General features: G+C 70.8%; 20 protein-coding genes. 4 read left to right on the top strand and 16 right to left on the bottom strand.

Annotated elements, in window-relative coordinates:
* Positions 1 to 32: 32 nt before the first annotated feature.
* On the bottom strand, positions 33 to 1757 hold the full coding sequence (gene lysS / locus ACZ4VK_RS25615; protein ID WP_468356283.1) for a lysine--tRNA ligase: 1725 nt from the start codon (positions 1755 to 1757) through the stop codon (positions 33 to 35).
* Positions 1758 to 1948: 191 nt separating this feature from the next.
* Here lysS and argS point away from each other — a divergent pair, with 191 nt between their 5' ends.
* Positions 1949 to 3724, top strand: a complete 1776-nt coding sequence (gene argS / locus ACZ4VK_RS25620) for an arginine--tRNA ligase (protein WP_468356286.1) — start codon at positions 1949 to 1951, stop codon at positions 3722 to 3724.
* A gap of 133 nt (positions 3725 to 3857) precedes the next feature.
* Here argS and ACZ4VK_RS25625 read toward each other — a convergent pair whose 3' ends face one another.
* From ACZ4VK_RS25625 to ACZ4VK_RS25655, 7 genes are all read right to left on the bottom strand, one after another.
* Positions 3858 to 4127, bottom strand: coding sequence for a DUF1876 domain-containing protein (locus ACZ4VK_RS25625; RefSeq protein WP_384110686.1), 270 nt, complete (start codon positions 4125 to 4127; stop codon positions 3858 to 3860).
* 62 nt (positions 4128 to 4189) lie between these two features.
* Positions 4190 to 5194, bottom strand: a complete 1005-nt coding sequence (gene hemB / locus ACZ4VK_RS25630) for a porphobilinogen synthase (protein ID WP_468356289.1) — start codon at positions 5192 to 5194, stop codon at positions 4190 to 4192.
* Positions 5195 to 5589: 395 nt separating this feature from the next.
* Positions 5590 to 7260 (bottom strand): bifunctional uroporphyrinogen-III C-methyltransferase/uroporphyrinogen-III synthase, encoded by a 1671-nt coding sequence (locus ACZ4VK_RS25635; protein WP_468356292.1) that lies wholly within the window; start codon positions 7258 to 7260, stop codon positions 5590 to 5592.
* Complete coding sequence (gene hemC, locus ACZ4VK_RS25640; RefSeq protein ID WP_468356295.1) at positions 7257 to 8243, bottom strand: hydroxymethylbilane synthase; 987 nt, start codon at positions 8241 to 8243, stop codon at positions 7257 to 7259. Before hemC ends, ACZ4VK_RS25635 begins: the two co-directional genes overlap by 4 nt.
* Entirely contained in the window at positions 8240 to 9595 is a 1356-nt protein-coding gene (locus ACZ4VK_RS25645; protein WP_468356298.1) for a glutamyl-tRNA reductase, read from the bottom strand. Before ACZ4VK_RS25645 ends, hemC begins: the two co-directional genes overlap by 4 nt.
* Positions 9592 to 10395, bottom strand: a complete 804-nt coding sequence (locus tag ACZ4VK_RS25650; protein ID WP_468356301.1) for a redox-sensing transcriptional repressor Rex — start codon at positions 10393 to 10395, stop codon at positions 9592 to 9594. The genes ACZ4VK_RS25645 and ACZ4VK_RS25650 overlap by 4 nt, the downstream gene beginning before the upstream one ends.
* 272 nt (positions 10396 to 10667) lie before the next feature.
* Complete coding sequence (locus ACZ4VK_RS25655; RefSeq protein ID WP_468356304.1) at positions 10668 to 10937, bottom strand: glutaredoxin family protein; 270 nt, start codon at positions 10935 to 10937, stop codon at positions 10668 to 10670.
* A gap of 100 nt (positions 10938 to 11037) precedes the next feature.
* On the opposite strand from ACZ4VK_RS25655, the gene ACZ4VK_RS25660 reads away from it, so the two are divergent.
* From ACZ4VK_RS25660 to ACZ4VK_RS25670, 3 genes are all read left to right on the top strand, one after another.
* Positions 11038 to 11991 (top strand): HAD family hydrolase, encoded by a 954-nt coding sequence (locus tag ACZ4VK_RS25660; RefSeq protein WP_468356307.1) that lies wholly within the window; start codon positions 11038 to 11040, stop codon positions 11989 to 11991.
* A gap of 426 nt (positions 11992 to 12417) precedes the next feature.
* The gene (locus ACZ4VK_RS25665) at positions 12418 to 13203 is read left to right on the top strand and encodes an ECF subfamily RNA polymerase sigma factor, BldN family (protein WP_389685033.1); all 786 of its coding nucleotides are present in this window, start codon (positions 12418 to 12420) and stop codon (positions 13201 to 13203) included.
* Positions 13204 to 13498: 295 nt separating this feature from the next.
* Positions 13499 to 14731: a DUF5667 domain-containing protein gene (locus tag ACZ4VK_RS25670; RefSeq protein ID WP_468356311.1), complete on the top strand. Its 1233-nt coding sequence runs from the start codon at positions 13499 to 13501 to the stop codon at positions 14729 to 14731.
* Between the two features lie 59 nt (positions 14732 to 14790).
* Here the strand turns inward: ACZ4VK_RS25670 and ACZ4VK_RS25675 are convergent, their stop codons facing one another.
* The 8 genes from ACZ4VK_RS25675 to ACZ4VK_RS25710 all read right to left on the bottom strand — a co-directional run bounded on the left by ACZ4VK_RS25675 (position 14791) and on the right by ACZ4VK_RS25710 (position 21665).
* A complete protein-coding gene (locus ACZ4VK_RS25675; protein WP_468356314.1) occupies positions 14791 to 15831 on the bottom strand; it encodes a lysophospholipid acyltransferase family protein in 1041 nt (346 codons plus the stop codon).
* 15 nt (positions 15832 to 15846) lie between these two features.
* Complete coding sequence (locus ACZ4VK_RS25680) at positions 15847 to 16956, bottom strand: NAD-dependent epimerase/dehydratase family protein (RefSeq protein WP_468356317.1); 1110 nt, start codon at positions 16954 to 16956, stop codon at positions 15847 to 15849.
* Between the two features lie 138 nt (positions 16957 to 17094).
* Entirely contained in the window at positions 17095 to 17193 is a 99-nt protein-coding gene (locus ACZ4VK_RS25685; protein ID WP_003948845.1) for a 30S ribosomal protein bS22, read from the bottom strand.
* Between the two features lie 164 nt (positions 17194 to 17357).
* On the bottom strand, positions 17358 to 17567 hold the full coding sequence (locus tag ACZ4VK_RS25690) for a helix-turn-helix domain-containing protein (RefSeq protein ID WP_367824616.1): 210 nt from the start codon (positions 17565 to 17567) through the stop codon (positions 17358 to 17360).
* 127 nt (positions 17568 to 17694) lie between these two features.
* Positions 17695 to 18510 (bottom strand): phosphatase, encoded by an 816-nt coding sequence (locus ACZ4VK_RS25695; RefSeq protein WP_468356321.1) that lies wholly within the window; start codon positions 18508 to 18510, stop codon positions 17695 to 17697.
* Between the two features lie 105 nt (positions 18511 to 18615).
* Positions 18616 to 19791, bottom strand: coding sequence for an acetoin utilization protein AcuC (locus ACZ4VK_RS25700; RefSeq protein WP_468356324.1), 1176 nt, complete (start codon positions 19789 to 19791; stop codon positions 18616 to 18618).
* Positions 19760 to 20974, bottom strand: a complete 1215-nt coding sequence (locus ACZ4VK_RS25705) for an MFS transporter (protein WP_468356327.1) — start codon at positions 20972 to 20974, stop codon at positions 19760 to 19762. Before ACZ4VK_RS25705 ends, ACZ4VK_RS25700 begins: the two co-directional genes overlap by 32 nt.
* A gap of 43 nt (positions 20975 to 21017) precedes the next feature.
* Positions 21018 to 21665, bottom strand: a complete 648-nt coding sequence (locus tag ACZ4VK_RS25710; RefSeq protein ID WP_468356330.1) for an HAD family hydrolase — start codon at positions 21663 to 21665, stop codon at positions 21018 to 21020.
* Positions 21666 to 21772: the final 107 nt, after the last annotated feature.

Genomic DNA, 21772 nt, shown 5'->3' on the forward strand with positions numbered 1-21772 from the left:
ACCCGGATCGGGTGGCGGCCCCTTCGCATGGGTCACGCCCCGAGCAGCTTCCTCACCCGGTCCGCGCCCACGGCGAGCAGCAGCGTGGGCAGGCGGGGGCCGGTCTCCCGGCTGACGAGGAGCTTGTACAGCAGGGCGAAGAAGGCGCGCTGAGCGAGCTTCAGCTCGGGCGTCGGCTTGGCCTCGGGGTCGAGGCCGGCCATGACCTTCGGGACGCCGTAGACGAGGGTGGTGAGCCCGTCGAGCGACCAGTGGGTGTCGAGGTCCTCCAGGAGCAGCCGGAGCGACTCGCGGCCCTGGTCGTCGAGGGAGCCGAGGAGCTCGGTGTCGGGCTCCTCGCGGACGATGGTGCGCTGGTCGGCGGGGACCTGGCTGGTGATCCAGTTCTCGGCGCGGTCGAGCCGGGGCCGGACCTCGTCGAGGGAGGTGACGGGGTTCTCCGGGTCGAGTTCGGTGAGGATCCGGAGGGTCTGCTCGTCGTGTCCGGCGGTGATGTCCATGACGGAGGCGAGCGTCCGGTACGGGAGCGGGCGCGGGGTGCGCGGGAGCTCTCCGGCGGCGGTGCGGGCGGCGCGGGAGTGGGCGGCGGCGTCGGCGGGCAGGACGGTGCCGTCGGCGACCTTGGCCTCCAGCTTGTCCCACTCGTCGTAGAGCCGCTGGATCTCCTGATCGAAGGCGATCTTGAAGGACTGGTTGGGCTTGCGGCGCGCGTACAGCCAGCGCAGCAGCGGGGCTTCCATGATCTTCAGCGCGTCGGCGGCGGTCGGTACGCCACCGCGTGAGGAGGACATCTTGGCCATGCCGCTGATGCCGACGAAGGCGTACATGGGGCCGATGGGCTGGACGCCGTCGAAGATCTCGCGGACGATCTGGCCGCCGACGACGAAGGACGAACCGGGCGAGGAGTGGTCGACGCCGGAGGGCTCGAAGATGACGCCCTCGTAGGCCCAGCGCATGGGCCAGTCGACCTTCCAGACGAGCTTGCCGCGGTTGAACTCGCTGAGCTTCACGGTCTCGGAGAAGCCGCAGTTCGCGCAGGTGTAGGCGAGCTCGGTGCTGTCGTCGTCGTACGAGGTGACGGTGGTGAGGTCCTTCTCGCACTGGCCGCAGTACGGCTTGTACGGGAAGTAGCCGGAGGCGCCGCCGGAGCCGTCGTCCTCGCTCGCCGCGCCGGAGCCCAGCTCGGCTTCGAGTTCGGCTTCGTCGACGGGCTTCTGCGACTGCTTCTTCGGTGCCTTCTTCGTCCGGTACTGGTCGAGGATGGCGTCGATGTCGGCGCGGTGCTTCATGGCGTGCAGGATCTGCTCGCGGTAGGCGCCGGCGGTGTACTGCTCGGTCTGGCTGATGGGGTCGTACTCGACGCCGAGCTCGGCCAGCGATTCGACCATGGCGGCCTTGAAGTGCTCGGCCCAGTTGGGGTGGGGCGAGCCGGCGGGGGCCGGGACGGAGGTCAGCGGCTTGCCGATGTGCTCGGCCCAGGACGCGTCGATGCCCTCGATGCCGTTCGGCACCTTGCGGTAGCGGTCGTAGTCGTCCCAGGAGATGAGGTGCCTGACCTGGTGGCCGCGGCGGCGGATCTCGTCGGCGACGAGGTGCGGGGTCATGACCTCGCGGAGGTTGCCGAGGTGGATCGGGCCGGACGGGGAGAGGCCGGAGGCGACGACGACCGGTTTGCCAGGCGCACGTCGCTCCGACTCGGCGATGACCTCGTCCGCGAAACGGGAGACCCAGTCGGTCTCGGTGCTGCTCTGAGCCACGGTCGGTACGTCCTTCTTCCTGAGGGGGTTCTGCCTGACGGCCCTGCGTAAGCCATTCTCCCAGACGGAACAACACTCTCCGAGGTTGTCCACAGCCCGAGGTTGTCCACAGGCGGGAAATTCACGTTGCGCCGCCATGGGACACTTGACAAGCGAATCAGACCTGACGAACTCAACAGGAACGGAAGCTCATGGCCTCGGTCCCTTCCCTCGCTTCGACCGTGCAGCAGCGCCTCGCGGACGGCCTCTCGGCGGCTCTGCCGGAAGCTGGCTCCGCCGACCCGCTGCTGCGACGAAGCGACCGGGCCGACTTCCAGGCCAACGGCATCCTGGCGCTCGCCAAGCGGCTCAAGGGCAATCCGCGTGAGCTGGCGACCCAGGTGGTCGCCGCGATCCCGGAGAACGACGTCCTCGCGGAGATCGAGGTGTCGGGCCCCGGCTTCCTGAACATCACGGTCACGGACGCGGCGATCGTGCGGACCCTCGCGGCCCGCGCCGCCGACGCCCGGCTCGGCGTGCCGTTCAACGAGTCGGCGGGGACGACGGTCATCGACTACGCCCAGCCGAACGTGGCGAAGGAGATGCACGTCGGCCACCTGCGCTCGGCGGTGATCGGCGCGGCGATGGTCGAGATCCTGGAGTTCACTGGCGAGAGCGTGGTCCGCCGGCACCACATCGGCGACTGGGGCACCCAGTTCGGCATGCTCATCCAGTACCTGATCGAGCACCCGCACGAGCTGGACCACAAGGCCGAGGACGGCGGCGAGGTCTCCGGTGAGGAGGCCATGTCGAACCTGAACCGGCTGTACAAGGCCTCGCGTGCCCTGTTCGACTCCGACGAGGAGTTCAAGACGCGGGCCCGCGCGCGTGTGGTGGACCTGCAGGCCGGTGACGAGGAGACGCTCGCGCTGTGGCAGCGGTTCGTCGACGAGTCGAAGATCTACTTCTACTCGGTCTTCGACAAGCTCGACATGGACATCCGGGACGCCGACGTGGTCGGCGAGTCCGGCTACAACGACATGCTGGCGGAGACCTGCCAGATCCTGGAGGAGTCGGGCGTCGCGGTCCGCTCCGAGGGTGCGCTGTGCGTGTTCTTCGACGACGTGAAGGGCCCGGACGGCAACCCGACGCCGCTGATCGTCCAGAAGTCCGACGGCGGTTTCGGGTACGCGGCGACGGACCTGTCCGCGATCCGTGACCGGGTGCGGAACCTGAAGGCGACGACCCTGCTGTACGTGGTGGACGCCCGGCAGTCGCTGCACTTCAAGATGGTCTTCGAGACGGCCCGCCGGGCGGGCTGGCTGAACGACGACGTGAAGGCCGTCCAGCTGGCCTTCGGCACGGTCCTCGGCAAGGACGGCAAGCCGTTCAAGACCCGCGAGGGCGAGACGGTGCGGCTTGTTGACCTGCTGGACGAGGCGGTGGACCGCGCGACGACGGTGGTGCGCGAGAAGGCCGAGAAGGTGGGTCTCACCGAGTCGGAGATCGTCGAGAACGGCCAGTACGTGGGCATCGGCGCGGTCAAGTACGCCGACCTGTCGACGTCCGCCGCGCGTGACTACAAGTTCGACCTGGACCAGATGGTCTCGCTGAACGGCGACACCTCGGTGTACCTGCAGTACGCGTACGCGCGGATCAGGTCGATCTTCGGGAAGGCGGGGGACCGTACGCCGCTGGCCCACCCGGAGCTGGAGCTGGCTCCGGCGGAGCGTGCGCTGGGCCTGCACCTGGACCAGTTCGCCGAGACGGTGTCGGAGGCGGCCTCGGAGTACGCGCCGCACAAGCTCACGGCGTACCTGTACCAGCTCGCCTCGCTGTACACGACGTTCTACGACCAGTGCCCGGTCATCAAGCCGGCGCCGGCGCAGGAGGTCGCGGAGAACCGCCTCTTCCTCTGCGACCTGACCGCCCGCACGCTCCACCAGGGCATGGCCCTCCTGGGCATCAGGACGCCCGAGCGCCTCTGACGCTCCCCGGCCGCGAGGCCTGAGGACGAAGCCCCCGGCACGGGAGTCCCGTGCCGGGGGCTTCGCCGTCGACGCATGTCGTCAACGAACCTCGTCAGCGAACCTCGTCAGCGAATCTCGTCACCGAGCCTCGTCACCGAAGGGAGTGCGAGGTCCGGCCCGACACCTCGTCGATCTCGGTGTGCGCCTTCTGGAGCAGCTGGGAAGCGAGGTCCATCAGGGCGCGCGCCCCGGCGATCTCCTCGCCCACCCGCAGCTGCTCCGGATCGGAGGGGTGACGGTTCGCGGTGCCGTGGGCCCGGAACTCGGTGCCGTCGCTGAGCCGGACCATGGCCGCGGCCCGTGTCCGGTCGCCCTCCTCCTGGAACTCCATTTCCACATGCCATCCGACAAGCGTGTGCATCATGAGGACCACCTCCAGCGAGGTACCTGTCGGCTACCTCTCCAGAGTGCGCCGGACGGCGTTCAGTGGCGAGCCGACCCCAGGTTCTGGGCGACCTCGGTGGCCCAGTAGGTGAGGATCATCTGGGCGCCGGCCCGGCGGATGCCGGTGAGGGTCTCCAGGATGGCCTTGTCGCGGTCGATCCAGCCCTTCTCGGCGGCGGCCTCGACCATCGCGTACTCGCCGCTGATCTGGTACGCGGCGACGGGCACGTCCACGGACTCGGCGACCTTCGCGAGCACGTCGAGATAGGGCCCTGCGGGCTTCACCATCACCATGTCGGCGCCCTCCTCCAGGTCGAGCGCGAGCTCCCGCAGGGACTCCCGCAGGTTGGCGGGGTCCTGCTGGTAGGTCTTGCGGTCGCCGCGGAGGGAGGAGCCGACGGCCTCGCGGAAGGGGCCGTAGAAGGCGGAGGAGTACTTCGCGGTGTACGCGAGGATCGACACGTCCTCCTTGCCGATGGTGTCGAGGGCGTCCCGGACGACGCCGACCTGGCCGTCCATCATCCCGGAGGGCCCCACGACGTGGACGCCGGCGTCGGCCTGGACCTGGGCCATCTCGGCGTAACGTTCCAGCGTGGCGTCGTTGTCGACGCGTCCCTCGGCGTCGAGGACGCCGCAGTGGCCGTGGTCGGTGTACTCGTCGAGGCAGAGGTCCGACATGATGACGAGCTCGTCGCCGACCTCGGCCTTCACGTCGCGGATGGCGACCTGCAGGATGCCGTCCGGGTCGGTCCCGGCCGTACCGGCGGCGTCCTTCTTCTCGTCCTCGGGCACGCCGAAGAGCATGATCCCGGAGACCCCGGCCTCCAGCGCCTCGGCGGCGGCCTTCCGTAGGGTGTCACGGGTGTGCTGGACGACTCCGGGCATGGCCTGGATCGGCACGGGCTCGGTGATCCCCTCGCGTACGAACGCGGGGAGGATCAGATCGGCGGGGTGCAGCCGCGTCTCGGCCACCATCCGCCGCATGGCAGGCGTCGTCCGCAGCCGCCGCGGCCGCGCCCCGGGAAAGGATCCGTACGAGTTCATAATCCCGAGGCTACGCCCGCGGAAACGATGCACTTACCGACCACGTGTGGGCATAAACCCCGCCCCCCACCGTGTGGGCGATCGTCCCGCCGCCCTAACCCCGCACACCACCGTGTGGGCAGTCGCCCCGCCGCCCCAAGCCCCGCCCCCGCCCACCACCGTGTGGGCAATCGTCCCGCCGCCCTAACCCCGCACACCACCGTGTGGGCAATCGTCCCGCAGGGCGGGACGGGTGGGCACACGGGACGGCGCCCCCAGCCGGGCCCAGGCTCCCGCGCCCGAACCCGCACCACCAGCACGGCGCCCTCCTGCTGGGACCCGCACCACCCATGCCCTGGCAACGCGAAGGGGCGCGGAACCCCAAAGGTCCCGCGCCCCGAAGACGCACTGCGCTACTACGTCGTACGACGCCGCCGAGCGCCAGGCCGCCGCTCACTGGGCCGAGTGACAGGATCCCCCGCCTCCAGCGCGGCCTCCCGCCGCCGCAGCCCGAAGTCCGCGAGCGCCTCGGCGAGCTTGTGCACGGACGGCTCGGGCGAGAGAACATCCACCCGCAGCCCATGCTCCTCGGCCGTCTTGGCGGTCGCGGGCCCGATGCACGCGATCACGGTCACGTTGTGCGGCTTCCCGGCGATACCGACGAGGTTCCGCACGGTCGACGACGACGTGAAGAGCACGGCGTCGAAGCCGCCGCCCTTGATCGCCTCCCGCGTGTCCGCCGGCGGCGGCGAAGCCCGTACGGTCCGGTAGGCGGTGACGTCGTCGACCTCCCACCCGAGCTCGATGAGCCCCGCGACCAGCGTCTCGGTCGCGATGTCGGCCCGCGGCAGGAACACCCGGTCGATCGGGTCGAAGACGGGGTCGTACGGCGGCCAGTCCTCCAACAGCCCCGCCGCCGACTGCTCGCCACTCGGCACCAGGTCCGGCTTCACACCGAAGTCGACGAGCGCCGCGGCCGTCTGCTCGCCCACCGCCGCGACCTTGATCCCGGCGAAGGCGCGGGCGTCGAGCCCGTACTCCTCGAACTTCTCCCGTACGGCCTTGACCGCGTTGACGGAGGTGAAGGCGATCCACTCGTACCGTCCGGTGACGAGCCCCTTGACCGCCCGCTCCATCTGCTGCGGGGTGCGCGGCGGCTCGACGGCGATCGTCGGCACCTCGTGCGGCACCGCGCCGTACGAACGCAGCTGGTCGGAGAGCGACGCGGCCTGCTCCTTGGTGCGCGGCACGAGCACCCGCCACCCGAAGAGGGGCTTCGACTCGAACCACGACAGCTGGTCCCGCTGCGCCGGGGCGCTGCGCTCGCCGACCACGGCTATGACCGGCCGGTGGCCCTCGGGCGAGGGGAGGACCTTGCCCTGCTTGAAGACCTGGGCGATGGTGCCGAGCGTGGCGTTCCAGGTCCGCTGGCGGGTGGTGGTGCCGCCGATGGTGACGGTGAGCGGGGTGTCGGGCTTGCGGCCGGCCGCCACGAGTTCACCGGCGGCGGCGGCCACCGAGTCGAGCGAGGTGGACACGACGACGGTGCCGTCGGAGGCGCCGACCTCGGTCCAGCACCGCTCGTCGGCGGTGCGGGCGTCGACGAAGCGGACGTCGGTGCCCTGGGCGTCGCGGAGCGGGACACCGGCGTAGGCGGGTACGCCGACGGCGGTGGCGACGCCGGGGACGACCTCGAAGGGGATGCCCTCGGTGGCGCACGCGAGCATCTCGGCTCCCGCGTTCCCGTCGAGGCCGGGGTCGCCGGTCACCGCACGGACGACCCGCCTGCCGCCCCTCGCGGCCTCCATGACAAGATTGGCCGCGTCCCTCAACACGGGGACACCGGCGGTTGTTGACGCCTCGTCAACGATCGTCAGCTCCGGCGTGCTCACCCCCGCGCGCGCGTGGCCGCGAACGACCTCGAGCACCTCCGGCTCGGCGATCAGGACATCCGCTCCGGCGAGGGCCTCCACGGCCCTGAGGGTCAGGAGTCCGGGGTCACCGGGGCCTGCGCCGAGGAATGTGACGTGCCCATGGCCCGCGAAGGCCGGGGACAGCGGGCTGGTGGTCGGGCGGGTGGGGTTCAAAGTGCTCGCTCCCCCATAAGACCGGCCGCACCCTTGGCGAGCATCTCGTCCGCGAGTTCGCGTCCGAGCGCCATGGCCTCGTCGTGCGAGGTGGGTACGGGTCCGGTGGTGGACAGCTGCACCAGCGTCGAGCCGTCGGTGGTGCCGACGACGCCGCGCAGGCGCATTTCGGTGACAACCTGCCCGTGACCGGGGTCGTCGGCCAGCAGGTCGGCCAGCGCACCCACGGGTGCGGAGCAGCCGGCCTCCAGGGCGGCGAGCAGGGATCGTTCGGCGGTGACGGCGGCCCGGGTGAGCGGGTCGTCGAGCGCGCCGAGCGCGGCGACGAGGTCGGCGTCGGACGCCGGACACTCGATCGCCAGGGCCCCCTGGCCGGGGGCGGGCAGGACGGAGTCGACCGACAGGCGGTCGAGCGACAGGGAGCCGATGAGCTCCTCCGTTCCGCCGATGCGGTTGAGGCCGGCCGCGGCGAGGACCACCGCGTCCAGCTCTCCCTTGCGTACGTAGCCGATCCGGGTGTCGATGTTGCCGCGGATCGGGACGCAGGTGATCTCCAGGCCGTGGCTGCGCGCGTACGCGTGGAGCTGGGCCATGCGTCGCGGCGAGCCGGTGCCGATCCGGGCGCCCTGGGGCAGCCGGTCCAGCGTCAGGCCGTCGCGGGCGATCAGTACGTCGCGCGGGTCCTCGCGCCGGGGGATCGCCGCCAGCACCAGGTCGGGGTGCTGGGTGGTCGGCAGGTCCTTCAGGGAGTGGACGGCGAAGTCCACCTCGTCGGCGAGCAGCGCGTCGCGCAGGGCGGCGACGAAGACGCCGGTGCCGCCGATCTGCGCGAGGTGCTCCCGGGAGGTGTCCCCGTACGTCGTGATCTCCACGAGCTCGACGGGCCGGCCGGTCAGCTGCCGGACGGCGTCGGCCACGTGCCCGGACTGGGCCATGGCGAGCTTGCTGCGCCTGGTCCCGAGCCTCAGTGCCCTCTCGGTCATACTCGCCCTCGGTTCTTGACGTCGGCGTCATTCAGGTCGGCCCGGCTGACAGCAGCCACCGTCTCCGGGTCGAGGTCGAAGAGTGTCCGCAGCGCGTCCGCGTACCCGGCGCCGCCGGGCTCGCTGGCCAGCTGCTTGACCCGCACGGTCGGCGCGTGCAGGAGCTTGTCGACCACGCGGCGCACGGTCTGGGTGATCTCGGCGCGCTGCTTGTCGTCGAGGCCGGGCAGCCGGCCCTCGAGCCGTGCGACCTCGTTGGCCACCACGTCGGCGGCCATGGTGCGCAGGGCGACGACGGTGGGGGTGATGTGGGCGGCGCGCTGGGCGGCGCCGAAGGCGGCGACCTCGTCGGAGACGATGCCGCGTACGAGGTCGACGTCGGCGGCCATGGGGGCGTCGGCGGAGGCCTCGGCGAGCGATTCGATGTCGACGAGCCGGACGCCGGGGATGCGGTGTGCGGCGGCGTCGATGTCGCGGGGCATGGCGAGGTCGAGGAGGGCGAGCGGGGTGCGCCGGCCCTGCACGGCGGTCTCGACTGCGTCGCCGGTGAGGACGAGTCCGGTGGCGCCGGTGCAGGAGACGACGATGTCGGCACGTGTCAGTTCGTCGCCGACGGCAACCATCTCGGCCGCGTGGGCGGTGACCCCCGTGCCCCCGGGCTCGCTCAGGATCTGTGCGAGCCGCTCGGCGCGGGCGAGGGTGCGGTTGGCGATGACGATCTCGGAGACGCCGGCACGCGCGAGCGTGGCGGCGGCGAGCGAGGACATCGATCCGGCGCCGATGACGAGCGCCCTCTTGCCCTTGGCCCAGGTGTCGACGTCGGTGCCGTCGGCGAGCTGTTCGAGACCGAAGGTGACGAGGGACTGTCCGGCCCGGTCGATCCCGGTCTCGCTGTGGGCGCGCTTGCCGACGCGCAGGGCCTGCTGGAACAGGTCGTTGAGGAGGCGTCCCGCGGTGTGCAGTTCCTGGCCGAGGGCGAGGGCGTCCTTGATCTGGCCGAGGATCTGGCCCTCGCCGACGACCATGGAGTCGAGTCCGCAGGCCACCGAGAAGAGGTGGTGGACGGCGCGGTCCTCGTAGTGCACGTAGAGATAGGGGGTGAGCTCGTCCAGGCCGACGCCGCTGTGCTGCGCGAGCAGGGTGGACAGCTCGGCGACACCGGCGTGGAACTTGTCCACGTCGGCGTAGAGCTCGATGCGGTTGCAGGTGGCGAGGACGGTGCCTTCGGCGGCCGGCTCGGCGGCGAGGGTGTCCTGGAGGAGCTTGGCCTGGGTGTCCCCCGACAGCGCGGCCCGCTCCAGGATGGAGACCGGGGCGCTGCGGTGGCTCAGCCCGACGACGAGGAGGCTCATGCCGGCATCACGGCGGGGACGTCCCCGTCGGGTCCCTTGCGGTGGGCGCCCGTGGTGCCACGGGGGGCCGGGGGTACGGCGGCCGCGGCGGTCTCCGCCTCGGCGCCGGTGTCCGTACCGGCCTCGGCGTTCGACTCCTCGCCGGCCTTGCGCTGCTCGTGGAAGGCGAGGATCTGCAGCTCGATGGAGAGGTCGACCTTGCGTACGTCCACGCCGTCGGGCACGGAGAGCACGGTGGGGGCGAAGTTCAGGATGGAGGTGACTCCGGCGGCGACGAGCCGGTCGCAGACCTGCTGGGCGACGCCGGCCGGGGTCGCGATGACGCCGATGGAGACGCCGTCCTCCTCGATGATCTTCTCGAGGTCGTCGCTGTGCTGGACGGGGATCCCGGCGACCGGCTTGCCGGTCATGGCGGGGTCGGCGTCGATCAGCGCGGCGACACGGAAGCCTCGGGAGGCGAAGCCGCCGTAGCCGGCGAGCGCGGCACCGAGGTTACCGATGCCGACGATGACGACCGGCCAGTCCTGGGTGAGGCCGAGCTCGCGGGAGATCTGGTAGACGAGGTACTCGACGTCGTAGCCGACCCCGCGGGTGCCGTAGGAGCCGAGGTAGCTGAAGTCCTTGCGGAGCTTCGCCGAGTTGACCCCCGCCGCGGCCGCGAGTTCCTCGGAGGAGACCGTGGGTACGGAACGCTCCGAGAGCGCGGTGAGTGCGCGGAGATACAGCGGAAGCCGGGCGACGGTGGCCTCGGGAATTCCTCGGCTACGGGTCGCCGGTCGGTGAGTTCGGCCAGTTGCCACGGTGCTCCTGCGGGATGAGCGGGGCTGCAGGCGGCCATATGTCACAAGACCGCCCCGTCGAATGCAGGCTATGTCTTTGTGAACGCGTGCACAAAGATGGTGTCCGTTTTGTCTGGCCAAAGTGACCGGGGTCACGCGGCTGGTTCGTATCGTCGCGGAACCGCGGAGCGCGTCAGCGCGTTGAGAGCCCGAAGGGGGCATAACCGCACACTCTCCTCACGGCGCCGCCCCCGAAAGCCAACAAAACGTCCACGATGGTAGCCCGCTTTCGGTCACGCACCCAGTTCACGCCGGAGCCGCCCGGCGTCCACCCGCCAGAACGTGTGCTGCTCGCCGTCGATCAGGACGACGGGAATCTGCTCCCAGTACGCCCGGTGGAGCTCCTCGTCCCGGGTGATGTCCTTCTCCTCCCAGCGTGCTCCTGTCTCCGCGCACACGGTCTCGATCACCGCCCGGGCGTCGTCGCAGAGATGACATCCCGGCTTGCCGATCAGCGTCACGGTGCGCGACCCGGCGTCCTTCTTCTTCGTCCGTCCGAACATGCGCCCATTCTGTCCCGATTAACAGGAGAGCCCCGCAGTGTTCACGCCGCGGCATCGTCACAACCCGGGAAGTCCCGAACAGACTGGCTATGCTCACCGCATGGCCGCTCTGGGATGGCTCACCCCCCGTAGGCGCTCCGCCACCGCGCGCAGCGTCCTCGCAGGCGAGGCCGCTGCCGAGGCAGCGCGCAAGTCCTCGCTCCAGCTGGAACGGGAGCGGGAGGAGGCGGCGGCCACCACGGAGGCCGAGGCGCCGGCCGAGCCCGAGTTCCCGGTCGTCGGCGACGTACGGGCGGCCGCCTTCTTCGACCTCGACAACACCGTGATGCAGGGCGCCGCGATCTTCCACTTCGGCCGGGGCCTCTACAAGAGGAAGTTCTTCCAGCGCCGTGAACTCGCCCGCTTCGCCTGGCAGCAGGCGTGGTTCCGGCTCGCCGGCGTCGAGGACCCCGAGCACATGCAGGACGCCCGCGACAGCGCCCTGTCCATCGTCAAGGGCCATCGCGTCTCCGAACTGATGTCGATCGGCGAGGAGATCTACGACGAGTACATGGCCGACCGCATCTGGCCCGGCACCCGCGGCCTGGCCCAGGCCCACCTGGACGCGGGCCAGAAGGTCTGGCTGGTCACGGCCGCCCCGGTCGAGACGGCCACGATCATCGCCCGGCGACTCGGCCTGACCGGCGCGCTCGGCACGGTCGCCGAGTCCGTCGACGGCGTCTACACGGGCAAGCTGGTCGGCGAGCCCCTGCACGGCCCGGCGAAGGCCGAGGCGGTACGGGCTCTCGCCGCAGCCGAGGGACTCGACCTGGGCCGCTGCGCCGCCTACAGCGACTCGCACAACGACATCCCGATGCTCTCGCTCGTCGGGCACCCGTACGCGATCAACCCGGACACCAAGCTCCGCCGGCACGCGAAGGACAGGGACTGGCGGCTGCGCGACTACCGGACCGGCCGCAAGGCCGCCAAGGTCGGCATCCCCGCCGCCGCGGGCCTGGGCGCCCTGGCCGGCGGCACGGCCGCCGCGGTGGCCCTGCACCGCCGCCGCCACTGAGGCCCGGCCGCCCCTCCTTCGCACGCATCTGCCGATACGTTTCGGCTGCGATCATCTGCGACAACCCCGGACCACGGGCCCTCACCCGTCCGTGGTCGAACACCACCGCACAGGTCGACCCGCGGGCATTCCGGCCCCCTTACCCCGCAGCGGCCCGGATCACTCACGCGCCGCGGACTTGAGCACAACGCAACGCCTGTGCAGTCACACTCGAAAGCAAACCGATCAAGAACTGCTCACGAACAGCGAGCAGTTCCGACTACAACCAGTAACAGAACCGACGTAACCGGTGATTTGAGCAACTGGGTGTAGCGCTGCCTGTACGAAGCGTTATTCTCCTCAGACGCACAAAGGACCCCTCACGTCGCCACGACGGGTGAACGGTCCCGCACTGCACGTGATGGAAGCTCTGCCTCTGGGAGTCCCGTGTACCCACACGTCGGGGTTGACACCTCGGGCCTGGCTACGCTGCGCGCAACGGTCCTCGACCTCTTGCGCGGCTTCGTCCCCACCGCGTACGCCGGCCCTGTCCCCGCATTCGCCTTCGCCGCCCCGGCACCCGCCGGCCCTTGCTATGCCCTGGCCGACGGCGGCGCCGCCGTGGGCAGACGCGGTGCCCGTTCCGGTACCTCGACCCCCGCCCGCCGGCCGACCGCCGACAGCGACAGCGCCCGCATGATGGACCTGGTCGAACGCGCCCAGGCGGGCGAGGCCGAGGCCTTCGGCCGCCTGTACGACCAGTACAGCGACACCGTCTACCGCTACATCTACTACCGCGTCGGCGGAAAGGCGACCGCGGAGGACCTCACCAGCGAGACGTTCCTGCGCGCCCTGCGCCGGATCTCCACCTTCACCTGGCAGGGCCGCGACTTCGGCGCCTGGCTCGTCACCATCGCCAGGAACCTGGTCGCCGACCACTTCAAGTCCAGCCGCTTCCGCCTGGAAGTCACCACCGGCGAGATGCTCGACGCCAACGAGGTCGAGCGCAGCCCCGAGGACTCCGTCCTGGAGTCCCTCTCCAACGCCGCCCTCCTCGACGCGGTCCGCCGCCTCAACCCCCAGCAGCAGGAGTGCGTGACCCTGCGCTTCCTCCAGGGCCTCTCGGTCGCCGAGACCGCCCGGGTCATGGGCAAGAACGAGGGAGCCATCAAGACCCTTCAGTACCGGGCCGTCCGCACCCTGGCCCGCCTCCTGCCGGACGACGCCCGCTGACCGGTCCGCGCCCCCCACACGCGCCCACCGAGCCCCGGCCCGCCGCTCCGTCCCCGCTCCTCCCCCACACCTCGCCCCTCGACCAACTCACCGTCGGTGACGCCTCGATGACGCACTGGTCCGATCATCTTTCGCGCGTAACCCAAGTGCCGCGCCGCTCGTTGTGCGGGATGCAGGCTCCCTGTGGACACGCCATGTCCGCGGCCACTCACTCTTTCGTGTGGATGCGCTCAAGGTGTGCAACCTTCCGGACACCCCGGGGAGTCGACCATCATGACGAGAGGAGGTGCCGCCAGTGATCGCGAACGTATCGGCGCACCGGCGGGCGAACGCCTTCGCCCAGACCCTGGAGGACCGGGCGTCCGAGGGCGCGGCGGCCGAGCAGTCCGATGCCCCGGCCGAACCGGCCGAGCAGGGACGGCTTCTGGCCTTGACGGACGGTCTCGGCGAGCTGCCGAAGCCACAGCTGGACCCCGAGGTCAAAGTGGTGCAGCGAGCCCAGCTCGTCGCCGCCATGGAAGCGATGCTCATGGAGGGGAGCGCGGGCGCCACGGTGCCGGAGCAGCGGACCGTCGGCGGCAAGGGCACCCACCGGGCGTCCCCGCTGCGCAAGCTGCGCCCCCGTTCCCGCTGGACCAAGGGCCTCGCCGCCGGCGGCCTCACGGTCGGTGTGGCCGCGGGCGCCTTCGGCGGAGTGGCCGCGGCCAGCTCCGACGCGCTCCCCGGTGACTCGCTCTACGGGCTCAAGCGAGGCATGGAAGACATCAAGCTGGGCATGGCGGACGACGACGCGGACCGCGGCGGCATCTACCTCGACCAGGCATCCACCCGACTCAGCGAGGCCCGCAGACTCATGGAGCGGGGCCGCTCCGGCGACCTCGACCACGAGTCGCTCAGCGAGATCCGCCGCGTCCTCGGCGGAATGAGACACGACGCCAGCGAGGGCCACCGCCTGCTCCGGCAGGCGTACCAGCGGGACGGCAAGATCGCCCCGATGGCCCGGCTCAACTCCTTCGCCCAGGCCCACCGGGACACCTGGAACGGCCTGCGCGACCGGCTTCCCGTCCAACTCGCGGACGTCGGCAGTGAGGTGACACACGTCTTCGACGCCATGGACGAAGAGGTCGAGCCGCTCCAGTCGGTGCTGCCCCGCACCCCCGAGAAGGGCGGGATCCGCTCGGAGAGCCCGAGCGGCACTCCCAGCACCCCGCAGGCCCCCGAGGGGACGGACTCCCAGCGTCCGCCCTCCTCCGACGAGGCCGCCCCCTCGGGCAGCCACTCCGCACCGCCCGGCCCGTCCGGCCCCGGCACGAGCACCGGCCCGAGCGCGGACGACAGCACCACCTCACCGGAGGACGACGGCCTCCTCGGCGGCAGCGCCGGCGGACTGTTCAAGCCCGACCCGGCCGGCACACCCACGGTCCCCTCCGCCGAGGACGCGACACCGGAGATGCCGGACGTGACCCTTCCGCCACTCCTGCCGGGCCTCCTTCCAGGCCTCGGCATCGACAGCGAGGACGCTCGCTAGCAAGGAGAAGGGGCGCCCCCACGGACGGGGGGCGCCCCTTCTTCCATGCCCGGCACAACTCAGAAGAACACCGACCGCCGCTGGACGAGCAGCTTGTAGAGCGTGTGCTGGATCTGCTCCCGCACCTGATCCGTCAGGTTGAACATCAGCATCGGGTCCTCCGCCGCCTCCGGCGCGTACGAGTCCGTCGGGATCGGCTCGCCGAACTGGATCGTCCACTTCGTCGGCAGCGGCAGCGCCCCGAGCGGCCCGAACCACGGAAAGGTCGGGGTGAGCGGGAAGTACGGGATGCCGAGCACCCGTGCCAGCGTCTTGGCGTTCCCGATCATGGGGTATATCTCCTCCGCCCCGACGATCGAGCAGGGCACGATCGGCACCCCCGCCCGCAGCGCCGTCGAGACGAAGCCTCCCCGCCCGAACCGCTGGAGCTTGTACCGCTCCCCGAAGGGCTTCCCGATCCCCTTGAACCCCTCCGGCATCACGCCGACGATCTCGCCGGCGCGCAGCAGCCGCTCCGCGTCCTCCGCGCAGGCGAGGGTGTGTCCCGCCTTGCGGGCCAGCTCGTTGACGACCGGCAGCACGAAGACCAGGTCGGCGGCGAGCAGCCGCAGGTGCCGCCCGGCCGGATGCTGGTCGTGGACGGCGACCTGCATCATCAGCCCGTCCAACGGCAGGGTCCCCGAGTGGTTGGCGACGATGAGGGCCCCGCCCTCGGCCGGGATGTTCTCGACGCCCTTCACCTCCACCCGGAAGTACTTCTCGTACAGCGGGCGCAGCAGCGACATCAGGACCTGGTCGGTGAGCTCCTCGTCGTAGCCGAACTCGTCGACCTCGTAGTCGCCGGTGATGCGCCGCCGCAGGAACGCGAGCCCGCCCGCGAGCCGCCGCTCCCATCCGGCCGCCTGGACGCCCGCCTGGGCCCCGTCACCCGGCAGACCGTCCGGGAGGCCCTCCTCAGGCTCCTGAGAGCCCTGCTGGGAGCCCTGCTGCTGCCCCGGCAGGGCCCGTACGGCCGCCGGTGCCTCGCCGTCGGCGCGGCCGGGCCGTCGCCGGGCCCGCGACCGGTCGTCGTCGAACGGAATGACCTTGGCGTCCGCCATCGCTGTCCGGTCTCCTCAGGCGCCGTCGTGAACGGGGGGAACAGATGAAACGGGGCGAGCGGCTGAAACAGGGTCAGCGGAGCCCGCCGGTACGGCCGACGGAGCCAGTCGTCCCACGAGCCGGTCCACCGCGCCGGCCAGCACCTCGGGCGGCAGCAGCCCGGGCCCGAGGCCGCGCGCGAAGTCGGCGAAGGTCTCCGCCGTGCTGTGGCACGGCGAGAACCCGAGGACCTCCCGCGTCTGGACCGTCGAGACGACCCTGCCATGGGTGAGCAGCCGGATCTGCTCCGGCGCGAAGTCGGTGATCCCGACGGTACGCAGCGCCGTCCCCACCCACGTGACCGCGGGCAGCAGCACCGGCACCGTGGGCCGTCCGAGCCTCCGCGCGCACTGGGAGAGCAGCAGGACCCCGTCGCCCGCGACGTTGAACGTGCCGCTGTTGAGGGTGGCCCTGCGGGGCTCGTGCGCCGCCAGGCGCAGCACGTCGATCACGTCGTCCTCATGGACGAACTGCAGCCGCGGGTCGTAGCCGAGGACGGTCGGCATGATCGGCAGTGCCAGGTACTCGGCCAGCGGGGAGTCGATCCGAGGCCCGAGGATGTTCGCGAACCGCAGCACGCACACGGCCACGTCGGGGCGGCGCCGGGCGAAGCCCCGTACGTACCCCTCGACCTCGACCGCGTCCTTCGCGAAGCCCCCGCTGGGCAGCGACTTCGCGGCCGTCGTCTCGGTGAAGACGGCCGGGTCGCGGGGCGCGGAGCCGTAGACGCTGGTACTGGACTTGATCACGAGCCGGCTGATCCGCGGCGACTTCTGGCAGGCCCCGAGCAGCTGCATGGTGCCGATGACGTTGGTCTCCTTGACCGACGTACGACCGCCGCCCCCGAGCGCCGTCCCGGTGACGTCCAGATGGACCACCGTGTCGACGTCGTGCTCGGCCAGGACCTTGGCGATCTCCGGCCGCCTGATGTCGGCCCGTACGAACTCGGCGGCGCCGAGCTGGTGCGCCGGGTCGACCGCGTCCACCGCGATCACCCGCTCCACCTCCGGATCCCGCTGGATCCGCCGCACGAAGCGGCCCCCGAGATGCCGGGCGGCACCGGTGACGAGCACGACCTTGCCCAAGATCAGCGCCTTCCGTCCGTCTTCCGTTGGTCGCCACCGTAGCGCCTCGGGATTTCCGCGCAAATAAAGCGTGGCCCTCCACCGCGAACGGTGAAGGGCCACGCCTGACGCACTGAACGCTGCGAAGCAGCTGTCGCCTTACTTCTTGTTGCGACGCTGAACGCGCGTGCGCTTCAGCAGCTTGCGGTGCTTCTTCTTGGCCATCCGCTTACGCCGCTTCTTGATAACAGAGCCCACGACTACCCTCGCTCACTTCTCGGAACATCCCCGCCTCCCGGCGGGAATCGGTGCGGGGCGTCTGGGCCCACACGACCTACGTCGGCCTAGCCTACCGTCCCGAGCACCGCGCTTGTAATCCGAGGGACATACGGAGCTTTCCCGGCGTTGTCGCCGCGCTCGCGCTACGCGGTCCCCACCCCCACGAAGGACTCCCGCAGGTACTCGTGAACCGCCTGTTCCGGCACCCGGAAGGACCTGCCCACCCGGATCGCCGGCAGATGACCACTGTGCACCAAGCGGTACACGGTCATCTTGGACACGCGCATCACCGCGGCGACTTCCGCCACGGTCAGAAACTTGACCTCGTTGAGAGGTCGTTCGCCAGCAGCCATGACCCACCTGTACCTTCCGCCGCGACGCCCACCGGCTTCCCCTCCGGTGACTCTTCGTCGCCGAGCGCTCACGCTCCAGCCTAGGGGCGGGTGGTACGAGTGGGGAAGAGGAGCTGCGATCGCCCGTTTACCGTGACAGACACGCTCGATTGAGTACATAGCGCGTCAGTGGACGGTAGTAGTCGGAGCGCACGCCGTCATCAAGCGGAACGGCGACCGCCACCTGCCCCTCCGCCTCACCGACGAACAGCGCCGGATCATCCGTATCGGCGAGACCGATGGCCTCGATACCCAGCTGACCTGCCCCGCAGACCCATCCGTGATCCCCGACCACCAGCTCGGGCAGCGGCCCGCCGCACTCCACCGCGCTCTCCAGAGCGGCCCTGACCGGCAGCGGCGAGTGGGAGTGCGCCCCCGGCTCGCGCCCACCCCCCGACGGCCCCGGCTCCCGCACCAACGCGACCCCCCGGACGTAGTCGAGGACGTACGTGCGTAGACCGAACCGGGTCGTTATGTCGACACATCGCCCCTGCGCCGGGGTGAGAACAAGACATCCCGCCGTCGACAAGGCGTCTGCCAGAGCGGCGTAGAAACCGAGCAGCCGGTGCGGATGACCCGTCCCGATGAGCACCGGAACCCGCCGCGCCGCCGCCGCCCCCAACCGCTCCGCGAAGGCGTCGAGCCCCCGCACCGTCCGCTCGGGATCGATGACATCGGGCCCCGACCGGTGCGCCGGATCCCCCGAGACCCCGCACTTGTCGGCCATCAGCCGCAGCAGATCGGCCTCGCCCCACCCCCACGCGGGGTCGAGCCCCAGCAACACCCGCGGATCGCGCGCGGCGAAGAGCCGGTAGCTCCGCAGGCTCTCCTCCCGCGACGTCGCGACCGTTCCCGCCAACCCCGCCGCCAACAGATGCGCCCGCAGCGCCCCGGTACTCAACACTCCCCCGATGCTGCCGGAACCCCCCGACCGCGGAGCCCGAACCCCCCGGACACCGCACAGTCGGCGTAACACCCACCCGAACGTTCTACGGGTGACCGGGCGCCTCTACGCGAGCAGCCCCCGCAGCGGAAAGGCCGCCTTCCTGGTCGCGAGCACCGCCTGGTCCAGACGGTCCGCCGGGTCGTACCCCTCGGACCAGTCACGGAAGCCCACCGGCCACCGCCCGTCCGTCATCCGCCGCGGCCCCGGCTGCCGCGTCCGCGCGTACACCTCGTCCCGCCACGACGAGGGGATCACCGACTCCGGGTCCACCGGAGCGTGCGCCGCGATCCCCACCAGATGCGTCCACGACCGCGGTACGACGTCGACCACCGCGTACCCACCGCCGCCGAGCGCCAGCCACCGCCCCTCGGCATGCTCGTGCGCCAGCTCGTGACAGGCCTCCTGGACGGCCCGCTGCGCGTCGAGCGACACCGCCAGATGCGCGAGCGGGTCCTCGAAGTGGGTGTCCGCCCCGTGCTGGGTGACGAGCACCTGCGGCCTGAAGTCCGCGATCAACTCCGGTACGACCCCGTGGAAGGCCCGCAGCCACCCCGCGTCCCCCGTCCCCGCCGGCAGCGCCACGTTCACGGCCCCGCCCTCACCGGCACCGGCGGCGCCCGTCTCCTCCGGCCACCCCGTCTGCGGGAACAGCGTCCGCGGATGCTCGTGCAGCGAGACCGTCAGCACCCGGGGGTCCTCCCAGAACGCCGCCTGCACCCCATCCCCGTGGTGCACGTCCACATCCACGTACGCGACCCGCTCCGCGCCCAGTTCGAGCAGCCGGGCGATCGCGAGCGAGGCGTCGTTGTAGACACAGAAGCCCGAGGCGGACCCCGGCATCGCGTGATGCAGACCGCCCGCGAAGTTCACCGCGTGCGTCGCCTCCCCGCGCCAGACCGCCTCCGCCGCGCCCACCGACTGCCCGGCGATCAGCGCCGACGCCTCGTGCATCCCGGCGAACGCCGGATCGTCGACCGTGCCGAGTCCGTACGCCTGGTCGGCGTGGAGCGGATCCGCCGACGCGGCCCGGACCGCGGCCACGTAGTCCTCACGGTGGACGAGCCGCAGCGTCGAGTCCCCCGCCGGCTTCGCCGCCACGACGTCCACCGCCCGGTCGAGCCCGTACGCCCGCACCAGCGACATCGTCAGCGCGAGCCGAACGGGATCCATCGGATGCTCGGGCCCGAAGTCGTACTCCGTGACAGCTTCATCCCACATCAACAGTGCGCGGCCGCTCATGCCCGCCACCGTATCGGGCCGCTCGCGAGCCGAACGACGTGGCATACACCACCGTCACCAGGACGAGCACCATCGGCACCAGCATCGCCCCGCGATAGCTCCACACGTCCCCGAGCGCCCCCACCAACGGCGACCCGACGAGGAAACCGACGTAGTTGAAGACGTTGAGCCGCGCCACGGCCGCGTCACTCCCGCCGGACCCGCGACTTTCGAAGGCCACCCGACCGGCCGCGGCGAAGGTCTGCGGCACGAGCACACTCAGGCCCAGGCCAAGGACCGTGAACCCGGCGATCCCCACCCAGGCCCCCGGCGACACCGCCACCACCGCGAACCCCGCCGCGGCCAGCACGGCCCCCGCCCGCACGACCGCCGCGGCCCCCATCCGCCGCACACCGAAGTCCCCGACGGCCCGCCCGAGAAGCGTCGTCACCATGTACGCGTTGTACGGCACGGTCGCCAGCTCCTCCGAACTGCCGAGCACGTCCTGGAGGTACTTGGCACTCCAGTTGGAGACGGTCGAGTCCCCTATGTACGCGAAGGTCATGACGAGACAGAGCGGCAGCAGCAGCTTGAACGGGACCCCGCTCCCCTTGCTCTCCCCCGGCCCGTCCGCCGGCCGGTCCCCACCGGCCACGTACCACCGGCTTCCGACGAGCGCGACGGGCAGCAACACCGCCACCACCGGCAGATACGACACGAACAGCGACAGATCCCAATGGGCCCCCACCCAGGCCAGCGAGGCACCGGCGATCCCACCGAGGCTGTACGAGGCGTGGAAGCCGAGCATGATGCTCCGCCCGTACGCCCGCTGGAGGCTGACCCCCAGCATGTTCATGGACGCGTCCAGGGCACCGACCGCCAGCCCGAAGAGCCCCAGGGCGACAGCCGCCTGCCACATCCCGCTCCCCATCCCCACGGCAAGCAGCGCAAGGAGAACGAACGGCTGGGCCCACCGCAGCACCACCGCGGGCCCCACTCTGGCGACGAGCTTCTCCGTCGCCACGCTCGCCACTCCGGCCAGGATCGGCACGGCGGCCAGAAACGCCGGCAGCAGCCCGTCCGAGATCCCGTACTGCTCCTGGATCGCCGGTATTCGGGTCACGAGCAGGGCGAAGGTGACGCCCTGCACGAAGAAACTGACCGCCAGGGATCCCCGCCCACGCCGCAACCGCGCATCCGTCATGGCGGCACAGCGTAGGCCCGGAACCTACTGCGGGGTAGATCGATCACAACCCCAATATCGCGGGCAGCTCATCCATCCGACGGAAGAACCCGAGGGAGCCCGTCAGCTTCTCCTCGGGCGTCATCGCGGTGAACCCGTACGCGTCCATCCCGGCCGCCAGCGCCGCCTGCACCCCGAGCCGGCTGTCCTCGACCACCACACACCGCTCAGGGGCCACGCCCATCCGGGATGCGGCGTAAAGGAAAAGATCGGGCGCCGGCTTGCCCCGCCCGACGTCCTCGGCGCTGAAAACGATCTCGTCCGGGAACCAGGCGTCGAGCCCGGTCTTCCGGTGCCCCACCCGGATCCGCTCATGGCTCCCCGAGGAGGCCACACAGTACGGAACCCCGGCCCCGGCAAGCAGCTTGAGCACCTCCTCGGCCCCGGCTACTGCCTCCAATTCGGCCTGGAAAGCGGCGAATACGCGCGCGTGGAAGGTCTCATCGAAATCCACCGGCAACCGCTGCCCACTCCGCTCCTCGACGACCTCATGGATCCGGTGCATCGCGGATCCCATGTAGTCCCGCACCGATTCCTCGTACGAGGTGGGATGCCCGAGCTCCGTCAGATAGCCGGCCAACAGCGTGTTGGAGATCGGCTCGCTGTCCACGAGCACACCGTCGTTGTCGAAGATGACCAGGTCGTAGCGCATGGCACCCAGCTTAGAACGCAAAAATGCCTCAACCCCCGGACAGAGTCCGGGGGTTGAGGCTAAAAATTGTTCGGCGGCGTCCTACTCTCCCACAGGGTCCCCCCTGC

The organism is Streptomyces sp. NPDC028711, assembly GCF_055565415.1.